At 36.2% G+C, this 11492-nt stretch carries 9 protein-coding genes; all 9 read left to right on the forward strand.

The window, feature by feature from the left end; translation table 11 throughout:
- A partial coding sequence (locus KKC91_04060) for an endonuclease (GenBank protein MBU0477724.1) occupies positions 1 to 568 on the forward strand: 568 nt, incomplete at its 5' end.
- An 80-nt stretch (positions 569 to 648) separates the two neighbouring features.
- Positions 649 to 1941, forward strand: coding sequence for a site-specific DNA-methyltransferase (locus KKC91_04065; GenBank protein MBU0477725.1), 1293 nt, complete (start codon positions 649 to 651; stop codon positions 1939 to 1941).
- Entirely contained in the window at positions 1928 to 4426 is a 2499-nt protein-coding gene (locus tag KKC91_04070; protein ID MBU0477726.1) for an ATP-binding protein, read from the forward strand. Before KKC91_04065 ends, KKC91_04070 begins: the two co-directional genes overlap by 14 nt.
- Positions 4427 to 4464: 38 nt before the next feature.
- Positions 4465 to 5991 carry a type I restriction-modification system subunit M gene (locus KKC91_04075; protein MBU0477727.1) on the forward strand — a complete coding sequence of 509 codons (1527 nt, stop codon included), beginning with the start codon at positions 4465 to 4467 and terminating at the stop codon, positions 5989 to 5991.
- A 2-nt stretch (positions 5992 to 5993) separates the two neighbouring features.
- A complete protein-coding gene (locus KKC91_04080; GenBank protein ID MBU0477728.1) occupies positions 5994 to 6584 on the forward strand; it encodes a hypothetical protein in 591 nt (196 codons plus the stop codon).
- Positions 6562 to 7791 carry a restriction endonuclease subunit S gene (locus KKC91_04085; protein ID MBU0477729.1) on the forward strand — a complete coding sequence of 410 codons (1230 nt, stop codon included), beginning with the start codon at positions 6562 to 6564 and terminating at the stop codon, positions 7789 to 7791. The genes KKC91_04080 and KKC91_04085 overlap by 23 nt, the downstream gene beginning before the upstream one ends.
- 1 nt (position 7792) lies before the next feature.
- A complete protein-coding gene (locus tag KKC91_04090; GenBank protein ID MBU0477730.1) occupies positions 7793 to 10684 on the forward strand; it encodes an HsdR family type I site-specific deoxyribonuclease in 2892 nt (963 codons plus the stop codon).
- The gene (locus KKC91_04095; GenBank protein ID MBU0477731.1) at positions 10677 to 10991 is read left to right on the forward strand and encodes a M48 family metallopeptidase; all 315 of its coding nucleotides are present in this window, start codon (positions 10677 to 10679) and stop codon (positions 10989 to 10991) included. Before KKC91_04090 ends, KKC91_04095 begins: the two co-directional genes overlap by 8 nt.
- Positions 10992 to 11250: 259 nt before the next feature.
- A partial coding sequence (locus tag KKC91_04100) for a tyrosine-type recombinase/integrase (GenBank protein MBU0477732.1) occupies positions 11251 to 11492 on the forward strand: 242 nt, incomplete at its 3' end.

The raw sequence follows: 11492 nt of genomic DNA on the forward strand, positions 1-11492 counted from the left end.
AAGGTTAGGCAGAAGCACGAGCAAAGAGCAGTATGCCTTTGTCTATAACACAAAAACAATAAATCTTATTCCAAATAGCAGTTATGTTGCAGAAGACCCTGACGATGTTTTTGAAAGAGAGCCGTTTATTGCTTCTTTTAAGAGTGGGAATTTTGATTTTACGATAGTTGATAATCACATCAAGCCTGAAGATGTAGAGGCAGAATTAACACACCTGAAAATAGAAATAAATAAAATCTATGATGGCTCTTCTGAAAAAGATGTTATAGTTGTCGGCGATATGAATGCAGACGGTTCTTACTTTAATGAGAACAAACTGGCTGTAATATTCCCGGAATGGGCACAGATGATTGGGAATACAGTAGATACAACAGTCGGAACTGCCGATAACACCTATGATAGAATGATGGCAAGAGATACGACTGCAAATGTCGAATATACAGGCAATTCAGGAGCATTCAGATGGGATGCTGAATATAACGTAACAGATTCTGCTTTTATCAAGAAAGTTTCAGATCATTATCCTGTATATACTGAATTTAGGACTGATTTGTCTGATGATGATTAGAGAAAGATTTATTAAGAACCGAGGGAGTAATTTAAAATAAAGGCAGTCTTAGATTGATAGTCCTAGGGCAGAATAAAAAAATGGTGAATTTAAGTTTTATAAAGGCAGAGAAAAATTGGTCATTTGCTGACGTTAATAGAAAGGAAACACTTTATGCAACACATGGTTATCATCGTTATCCCGCCAAGTTTATTCCTCAACTAGTCAGAAAAATAATCATCAGGTATTCTAATCCTGGAGATATTGTTCTCGATAGTTTCGGAGGATGTGGGACAACATTAGTAGAGTCAAAACTCAGTGGGCGTGAAAGTATCGGATTAGATGTTAATGAGGTTGCTGTTCTTATAGCTAAGGCAAAAACAATTGGAATAGCACCCCAATTTCTGGATGAAAGAAATACGTTGTTATTGGAAAGAATCGCTAACAAAAACGACACTACTAATTACTTTAAGAATGCAAACAAGCGGTTGCAATATTGGTTTAAGCCTAAGGAATTTAATAAGCTAAAGATCATTTACGACTGCATTCAGAAAGAACCTAACAACAGGACAAAGTTGTTTTACAATTGCTGTTTTTCAAACATACTAAAAAAATGCTCCATTTGGTATTCAAGGAGTATTAAACCCATGAGGGATTATTCTAAAAAGATAGCCGAACCGGTTTTTGCATTCACTAAACACCTTGATTACATGACTCGGAGGAATAAAGAATATGTTGAGCTGTTGCAAGTAAAGAAAGTTGAAAATGTTTCCTGCGACATGAAGAAGGGTGATGCTAGAAAAATAAATTTACCAGATGGATATGTCGATTTAATTGTTACTTCTCCGCCTTACGTTACTTCCTACGAATATGCTGAGTTACATCAGCTCTCAATATTATGGTTTAATTTCGCAGATGATATCAAAGATATTAAGAAAGATTTTGTGGGAACTTCTTCAAGACAAAGGGCAAAAAGGAATATTAATAGTACATTAGCAGAAGAAACAATAGAAAAACTAAGTAAAACTAACAAGAAGCTAGCAAAACATGTAAGTAATTATTATTATGATCTTTCGCGTTGTTATGGAGAGATGTACCGCGTTCTTAAAAAAGACAAGTATGTCTGCATTATAATGGGAGATACAGAATATGGGAAAATTAAGATACCTAATGCGGAAGTGACAATTGAGTTACTGAAGAATATAGGGTTCGAATTCAAGAAAGTTATTAAAAGAAAGTTGTCTTCAAAAATATTCACTCCTTACAGGGACAAATCAGGTAAATTTACTGATGCTGACCATGGGGGAAAGAGAAAAATTTATCAATATGAATACTTAATTTTTGCCAGGAAGCCTAAAGGTAAGGTGTGGAGGAAGAAAAATGCAAAATCCTAATATAGAAACAGTCGGTCATAAGACTGGTGAAATTTCTGTTAGTTTAAGTTACCGAATAATTGAACTTTTTTCTGCTGGCTTATATTCTAGCCCCAATAAAGCTTTCGAAGAGCTTGTTTCTAATTCCTACGACGCTTTTGCTACTAAAGTTGCAGTCTATGTGCCTCGTGACAAGACTCTGCAGAATACCATGCTGTGGGTGTGTGATAACGGGGAAAGCATGAATAGTGATGGATTAAAGTGGCTGTGGATGATAGGAGAAACCAATAAACGTTTGTCCAATTATGACCCAAAAGATAGACTCCCCATCGGACAATTTGGTATAGGCAAGCTGGCTACATATGTTTTGGCAAATAAGTTAACTTACATTTGTAAGACAAATGACAAATATCGTGCAGTGACAATGGATTTCACTAAATTGGATTCAAGTTCAACAGATGGGATGAAATCAACTGACATTATTCTTGATGAAAGGGAGCTTTCTGAGCAGGAAGCTAAACAAGTATTAGATCCACTGATAGAAGAGCAGGGTAGAAATTTGGTTGGCTTTAATTTGTGGGGGAAGCAAGCAGAAAAATCATGGACATTTGCGATTATGTCTAATCTTAGGGCCAAGGCTGCAGATATTCAAGAAGGGCGTCTTCAATGGATATTGCGAACGGCCTTGCCCTTGAGTCCGAAGTTTAATCTTTTCTATAATGGGGAAAAATTAGAATCTAGCAAAATAGATGTAAAACCATCAAAAACTTGGATTATTGGAAAGAATGACTCTATCGTAAAAAAATTTAAGGAATATTCTTCAGGAAAAACTAAAGGTATCCCCTGTGTCAATTTGCCCAATATTAAGAATATACATGGCTATGTGGAACTTTACAGAGACTCTTTATTGAAGGGAAAATCAGAAGAATGGGGTAGAAGTCATGGTATCTTTTTAATAGTTAGAGAGCGTCTTATCAATTTGGACGATCCATTAATTGGAATGTCAGCAATGACACATGGTGTTTTTAATAGAGTTAGAATTATTGTTCATGCTGACGAGCTAGATTCTTACATTACTTCCCCCAGAGAATCCATTAAGGATTCAGAGCCATTTAAGGATTTAAAAAGATATATTCAAAGGAAGTTCGACGAAGTCAGGGAGTATTATTTTAATATTCTTAAGCAAGAAGAAAAGAAATCTGATGCCGCCTATAAAGTATCTAGGACTCCTTCAAGTTTAGCCAGAAGGCCGTTACTTATTACTGCCAAAAAGTTTTTTGCAGGAGAAATTGATAATCTATTCTTAACAGATATCCCGAATAATTTATCAAAAAAACAGCAAGAAGAATTCGAAAAACAGCTGGAAGAAGATTTAACTAGCCCAAAAGGTATTATCAAAGAGGTTTCTTGGGAAGTTATTTCTCCCTCCGCTCCGGTTGCTAAACTAGATTTGAGCACGGGTAAGGTGAGAATTAATCTGATTCATCCATTTTTTGCTAACTTTAGCGAAGATGTTAATTCACTTCTACCTTTTCAGTTAATGGCAATTACAGAAATTCTTACCGAAGCATCACTTATTGAAATCGGCATTAAACAGGATCAAGTACGTGAAATAATGGAGCGAAGAGATCAGTTGCTTCGTGACTTGACATTTAACGAAAAGCCCAATGCTCCTCTTGTTTCTCAAATGATTCAAGCATCTTTATCCGATTCAGGTGCTTTAGAAGATGCAGTTTTTTCTGCTTTCCGCAGTTTAGGATTTGAAACAACACCTCTTGGAGGTAAGGGAAAACCTGATGGCGTTGCTAGAGCTATATTAGGAGTTAGGATCAGCGGTGGAAAACGAGAAGATTATTCTTTGGTTTATGACGCCAAAAGTACTAAAAAAGAAAGAATACAGGCCGGGACGGCACGCATTTCCGCGGCTGTCCGTCATCGCGATAATTATAAAGCTGATTACGCAGTCGTAGTCTCCATTGATTTTGCAGGTGGCGAGGATCAAAATTGCGCTGTATCCCAAGAAGCGAAAAAGAATAAAGTCACTTTAATCAGAGCAAAAGACTTAGCAACTTTAGTATTAATCGCAGCTCCTCAACAAATCTGCTTTTTAGATTTTAAAGATTTATTGGATAAGTGCTATACAGTAAAGGATACGTCAAAATGGATTGAGGATGTTAAGAAAAGAAAAGTTAAAAGAGGGCCAATCAAGGAACTCTTAGAGACTACATATAAATTAATGAAAACAGATAAAGAACCTCCTGAGCTCAGTGCCCTCAGGATGAAGAATAAAACATTAGGGAAATATTCTAAAGAAGAGTTAAGAACCCTTGTAGAAAGCCTAAAGAGACTTGTGCCTTCAATGATTTCTCTGGATTTAGATGTAGTCAGTTTACAGGCGCCTCCGGATAAAATTTTAGCATGTATTAATAAGGCATTACCGACAGGGCTTCCTAAAGATATTAATGATGCTTATATAAAAGCATTTGAAGTGAAGAAGAAAAAATAAAAGAAAAATTATTAAAGCAAAAACAGATAGGATAATTTATGCTAGACATAAAAACACTTGAAACATGGCTTTGGAATGCTGCTTGCAGTATTAGAGGGGCAGTTGACGCACCTAAATTTAAGGATTACATATTACCATTAATCTTTGTAAAAAGACTTTCTGATGTTTTTGAGGATGAAGTCAAAAGGCTTGCTGAGGAGTTTGATGATGAGAAAACAGCCTTGGAGATTGCCTCAAAAGACCACAACCTTGTAAGATTTTTCATTCCCAAAGGGGCAACATGGCCTGAGATAAGGAAACAGACAACAAAAATCGGGGAAAAGTTGACTGATGCCACTCGGGTAATTGCCAAACAAAATCCCAAATTGCAGGGTGTTATTGATATTGTTGATTTCAATGCAACTGTGAGTGGAGAAAGGATTATTGATGATGGGAAGTTAAGCTCACTTATAGAGATTATCAGCAGGCACAGGATAGGATTAAATGATGCAGAGCCTGACATTCTTGGAAGGGCCTACGAATATCTGCTTAGAAAATTTGCAGAAGGACAGGGGCAGACCGCAGGTGAATTCTACACTCCAAAAGAGGTTGGCTGGATAATTGCATATATTCTTGATCCTGAGCAAGGACAAGAGGTTTATGACCCTGCCTGCGGTTCAGGAGGCCTGCTTGCCAAATCACAACTTGCTCTTAAAGAGAAAAAGAAAAAGATTACAAAGCCGTTAAGATTGTACGGGCAGGAACAGAATCCCATTACTTATGCAATGGCTAAAATGAACATGATTATTCATGATATGGAAGGTGATATCATGATAGGAGACACTTTAAGGAATCCAAAACTTCTCAAGGCGAGCAAGCTGAAAACATTTGATTTGGTTGTTGCCAATCCGATGTGGAATCAGGATGGCTATACAGAAGAATTTTATGAGGCTGATACATTTAATCGCTTTGAGAATGGATATCCGCCTGCAAGCTCTGCTGACTGGGGCTGGGTTCAACATATGCTTGCATCTTTGAATGATAATGGCAAGGCTGCAATTGTCCTCGATACTGGCTCTGTTACGAGAGGTTCAGGAAATCAGGGAAGCAATCGCGAGAAGGATATAAGACAGAAGTTTGTTGATAATGACTGGATTGAAGCTGTTTTGTTATTGCCTGAAAATCTATTCTATAACGCTACTGGACCAGGCATTATTTTGATAATAAACAAAAACAAGCCAAAAGAGAGAAGAGGCAAGATAATATTAATCAACGCCTCTCTTGAATTCGAGAAAGGAAGGCCAAAGAATTTTATTCCTGATGACAAAATCAAGAAGATAGCAAAGGCTTTCCATGACTGGAAGAGCATAGACAAGTTCACAAAAGTAATCACAAATGAAGAGGCTGTGAAAAACGAATACAATCTCAGTCCTTCAACATATGTTGGCAACAATAAGGAAGAAGAATATCGTGATGTTGAGGAGATTCTTGTTGAGCTTGCTGAGCTTGAAGAAGATAAAACCAAAACAGACAAAGAACTGAATTCAATTATGAAGAAAATTGGCTATAAGGGGTTTTTGGGATAAGAATGAAAGATAAATCAATAACAGAAAACGAATTCAAGGAAACTGAAATTGGATTAATCCCTAACGATTGGGCTGATGGAGAAATTTTCGTAAAGTCTATTAAAAAATTCATAGATGAGGAAAAATTTCTTTTGGAAAAAGATTTAAATGAAAGAACAATTTCTTATAAATTAGCTGAATATTTACAAAAAGCGTTTTCGGATTATGATGTTGATTGTGAGTATAATCGTATGACGGATAAATATAATCCAAAGGGATATGTTAAGAAAATTCTTGAGTTAAATTCTGAAAAGGTTGAATCAGACGATGAAAGAGCCATAACTGTATATCCTGATATAGTTGTCCATAAGCGTGGAGACAATGATAGCAACCATCTTGTTATTGAACTAAAAAAGAGAGAATACGCGGAACAAAAGCGAGGAGCTGGAGAAACTTATAAACAGTTTGATTTTAAAAAACTCGCAGCTTATACAGATAAATTTAAATTAAACTATAAAATGGGTGTATACATTGAATTTGCCAAAGAAAGGATCTCAGATTTGAAATTTTTCAAAAATGGAAAACTATTTAATGAAACAAACAACAAATTTTAAAGAAACTGAGATAGGGCTGATTCCGAGCGATTGGGATGTTAAAGAGTTTAAGGATTGTGTTGATAAAGAGAGCATATCCCGAGATATAAAAATTCCCCGAGGAAAGTATAACAAGGCTGGAAAATATTCGATTATTGATCAGGGCGCTGAATTTATAGCGGGCTATACAGATGATAAAGGTAAATTATATTCTGGAAGTTTGCCAGTTATTGTTTTTGGAGATCATACCAGAATTTTTAAATTTGTAGATTTTCCGTTTTCTGTTGGTGCTGATGGTACAAAATTAATCCAGCCCAAAGATTTTCTACATCCCAAATATCTATTTTATTATTTAAGCGGATTATCTATTGAAAGCAAGGGCTACAATAGACATTATAAATATTTAAAAGAAAAGGTAATCGCTTACCCTTTACAAAAATCAGAACAACAAAAAATAGCCTCAGTACTTTCAAAAGTCCAGCAAGCCATTGAACAGCAGGATAAGATAATTCAGATAACAAAAGAGCTTAAGAAATCTCTGATGAATAAGCTTTTTACCGAGGGCTTGCATGGCGAGGAGCAGAAGGAAACTGAGATTGGGTTGATACCAAAGAGTTGGGGAGTTGTAAAAATTCAGGATTGTTGTGAAGTTGTTACAGGAGGAACGCCTAGAACAGAAGTTAAAGAATACTATGAAGGTGGAACTATAAGGTGGATGAAATCAGGTGATATTAGCGGGGGACTGATTTATGAAGTTAAAAATAGAATTACAGAACTAGGATTAATAAATTCTAATGCAAAACCAATGCCGAAAGGAACGATAGTTATAGCGTTATCTGGAAGAGGCAAGACGCGGGGAACAACTTCAATTTTAATGGTAGAGTGTTCGTGTAGTCAGTCAGTTGCAGGAATGATTCCGGATATAGAGAAGATAGATTCTTTTTATTTACATTACTTCCTGTCTTATATTTATAATAAACTTCGTAATATCACAGGTGATAAAGACAGGAGCGGATTAAATCTGGGATTGGTTAGGCAAATTAAAATAGCTAAACCGAAAGATATTAATGAACAAAAAGAAATCGCCAACATTCTCTCAAATATAGATAAAAAAATCTCTCAAGCAGAAGCCAGAAGACAAGCCCTTCAATCCCTTTTCAAAACCATGCTTAACCAACTCATGACAGGCAAGGTAAGGGTTAAAAATATGGATATCGAGGTTAATTAAGATGTCAGAAAGAAAAATTGTTCAGGATCCATTGATAAAATATGCCTCGCAGATAGGCTGGACTACTATAAGTAGAGATGAGGCTGTTGCCTTGAGGGGCGGAGAGGCAGGTTTATTTTTTTATGGTATTCTCAAGGAGCAACTGATAAAGCTGAATAAAGGCATTGTCAATAATGAGAAAGCCAATGAAATTATAAAAAAGCTCGAGAACGTAAAGAATTCAATAGAAGGCAATCAGGAAATCCTGCAATACCTTAAAGGCGAGAAATCAGTTTATTCTGACAAGGACAAACGGGAATTGAATATAAAGTTTATTGATTTTGAAGAGCTGGAAAATAATGATTTTCATGTTACAGATGAATGGCAATACACGAATGGGAAATTCACAAATCGCGGGGATGTAATATTCCTGATAAACGGCATCCCAATCATAATTGCAGAAACAAAGGGAGCAGACAAGCGGGAAGGCATTGCAGAAGGCATTGGTCAGATAAGAAGGTATCACTCAGAAACTCCTGAAATGATGACTTCCAATCAGATTTTTGATGTTACCCATCTGCTTGATTTTTATTATGGAGTAACATGGAATCTTGACAGAAAAGGGCTCTTCAACTGGAAGGATGTTGAAAAAGGCAATTTCGAGAAAAAGGTAAAATCTTTTTTTGAAAGGGAAAGAATATTCCAGTTCATCAGAGATTATATTATTTTCTTTAAGAAAGATGATGTCCTTTCAAAGATAATCCTGAGACAGCATCAGACTCGCGCAGTAGAAAAAATAATTAAGAGGGCTCTGGATGAGAAAAAGAAAACAGGTTTGATATGGCACGCTCAGGGCTCAGGAAAAACCTTTACTATGATTGTGGCTGCCGAGAAAATATTGCAGCAGCCTGAATTTGAAAAGCCTACTGTTATTATGCTCGTTGACAGAAATGAATTGGAAAGTCAGCTCTTTAGGAATCTCGATGCGTACGGCTTTAAGCTTGATGAAAGCATGAAAATAGCTGACTCAAAGAAAGACTTGCAGGATTTGCTTTCTTCTGATTATCGCGGCTTAATTGTTTCAATGATTCACAAATTCGAAGGAATGCCGAAGAATATTAACACAAGGGATAATGTTTTTGTTCTTGTTGATGAAGCTCACAGGACAACAAACAGCGATTTGGGCAATTACCTTATGTCTGCATTACCTAATGCAACTTATTTCGGTTTTACAGGCACACCTGTTGATAGGATTCTGTATGGCAAGGGCACTTTCAAAATTTTTGGCAAGGATGATGAAAAGGGCTATCTTGATAAATACTCTATTGCAGAATCAATAGAAGATGGCACAACTGTCCCCTTGCATTATGCTCTCGCGCCAAGTGAGATAAGAGTTCCAAAGGAAATACTTGAAAAGGAATTCTTTGCAATGATGGACAAGGAAGGTGTTAGTGATATCGACGAGCTGAACAAGCTGCTTGAAAGAGCTGTAAGCCTTAAGAATTTCCTGAAATCAAAAGACAGAGTTAAGAAAGTGGCTGAGTTTATCGCGAAGCATTACAAGGAAAATGTCGAGCCTATGGGATACAAGGCTTTTCTTGTCGGTGTTGACAGGGAGGCATGTGCCTTATACAAGAAGGAATTGGATAAACTTTTGCCGGCAGAATATTCGGTTGTTGTTTACAGTCAGGCTCATAATGATTCTGCTCAATTGAAACAATATTATCTCAAGGAAAGTGATGAGAAGGATTTGAAGGGGAAGAAATTTCCAAAGAAGGAAAAGCTTCCAAAGATACTGATAGTTACTGATAAACTGCTTACTGGCTATGATGCACCTATCCTTTACTGCATGTATCTTGACAAGCCGATGAAGGATCATACCCTTTTGCAGGCAATTGCAAGAGTAAACAGACCTTACGAAGATAAAGAGGGATTAAAGAAACCTTCCGGCTTTGTTCTTGATTTTATTGGAATATTTGAAAGGCTTGAGAAGGCATTGGCTTTTGATTCTGATGTTGTCGGTAGTGTTATCAAAAATATTGATGTTCTCAAAGATAGTTTTGAAAAACTTATGAAGGAAAAAGCAAAGCCCTATCTTGAACTTGCAAAAGGCAAAATGGATGACAAGGATGTTGAAAAGGCGATAGAGTATTTCAGCAACAAGAACAAGAGAGAGGATTTCTATAATTTCTTTAAGCAGTTGGAAATGCTTTATGAGATTATCTCACCCGATAAATTCCTTAGGGATTATCTTAATGATTACCTCAAGATTTCATACCTTTACAGCATAATCCAGAATGCTTTTTCAAAAAGGATAATTCTTGATAAGGAATTGATGAGGAAAACCTCTGAATTGGTAAGACAGCATGTCACATCAAAGGAGATTATTTCATCAGTGAAAATCTATGAGATAAATGACAGGACACTCAAGGCACTAAAGGACGATGAAAAGTCTAACAATGTAAAGGTTATCAATCTGAGAAAGAGCATAGTTAAGTTTATTGATGAGAATGAAGATGAACAACCTTTCCTTATTCCGATAGGGGAAAAGGCACAGGCAGTAATCGAATTATATGATGACAGGAGAATCACAACACTTGATGCCCTTCGAAAGCTGGAAGAGATAATCAACGAAATAAACCAGGCAAAGAAAGAACAGGTAGAGAAAGATTTTGATGTTAATACTTTCACGGTTTACTGGCTGTTCAAGAGAAATGGCTTAAACAAGCCTGATGTTGTTGCAACGAAAGTTAATGAGGTTTTTGAGAAATATCCAAACTGGAGAGTGAACAGCGAGGAAGCAAGGGGACTTACTACACAATTATATAAGTTAATCCTTAAAGAAACTGAAAAGGAGAAAGCTGTTGAACTTGTTGAAAAGCTTTTGAAGGTTGGGAGAAAACAAAATGGCTGAAACAATGTTACAAGATATAAATAATTTTAAGTCTACTGTTATTGTATGGGCTGAAAAAATAGATGTTGAGCCGAAAGAAATTCATTTAAGGCAGATGAAAAACAAATGGGCTTCGTTATCAAATAATAGAAGATTAACCTTTAATGCAGAATTGTTAAGCAAACATAAAAAATTTGCCGATTATGTGATTGTTCATGAACTTTTACATATAAAAGTGCCTAATCACGGCAAGCTGTTCAAGAGCCTGATGCACGCTTTCATTCCAGAGTGGGAGAATCTCGCCAAAGAGATTGATTTTCTAGAATAGTATTTTAAAAAGTTCACTTTACATAGGAAGTATGAACTTTTTCATCTCATCCTCTAATTCCTATCTGGCTTATTTCCCGTCGGCAAATCTATTCTTCTAAATCTCCTTGATTTTACAGCTTGCTAAATTTTTTCTCCGTTTTTCTTCTATTTCTCATTCCCAGAATTCCACTCTTAAAACCAGCGTCGGAAGACTTAAATACATCTATTTCATTCTTATTATAGCAGTTCACCTTTCCTATGAATGATGAACAAACAAAATGACATTTACATGGATATTAGATGAAAGTAAGTACCTGAAAACAGAAGAAGTGAGAAAACTCATGGATACTTGCCGGGAATTAATGCAAAAGCATAAGAATTTCATAGCAGTAAGGAATTGCTTCATGGTTGAGCTTGGTTTATTTACAGGTTTGAGAGTAACAGAAATGGCTAATCTGAACTGCGGTGATCTGCTCATTGAAACCGAACAATCATCATTAATAGTAAGAAAAGGCAAGGG

This window comes from bacterium, from assembly GCA_018812485.1.
Classification (GTDB): Bacteria; JAHJDO01; JAHJDO01; order JAHJDO01; family JAHJDO01; genus JAHJDO01.

Coding starts and splice junctions, on each gene's coding strand:
- KKC91_04065 (MBU0477725.1), top strand. CDS start 649: ATGGTGAATTTAAGTTTTATAAAGGCAGAGAAAAATTGGTCATTTGCT.
- KKC91_04070 (MBU0477726.1), top strand. CDS start 1,928: ATGCAAAATCCTAATATAGAAACAGTCGGTCATAAGACTGGTGAAATT.
- KKC91_04075 (MBU0477727.1), top strand. CDS start 4,465: ATGCTAGACATAAAAACACTTGAAACATGGCTTTGGAATGCTGCTTGC.
- KKC91_04080 (MBU0477728.1), top strand. CDS start 5,994: ATGAAAGATAAATCAATAACAGAAAACGAATTCAAGGAAACTGAAATT.
- KKC91_04085 (MBU0477729.1), top strand. CDS start 6,562: ATGAAACAAACAACAAATTTTAAAGAAACTGAGATAGGGCTGATTCCG.
- KKC91_04090 (MBU0477730.1), top strand. CDS start 7,793: ATGTCAGAAAGAAAAATTGTTCAGGATCCATTGATAAAATATGCCTCG.
- KKC91_04095 (MBU0477731.1), top strand. CDS start 10,677: ATGGCTGAAACAATGTTACAAGATATAAATAATTTTAAGTCTACTGTT.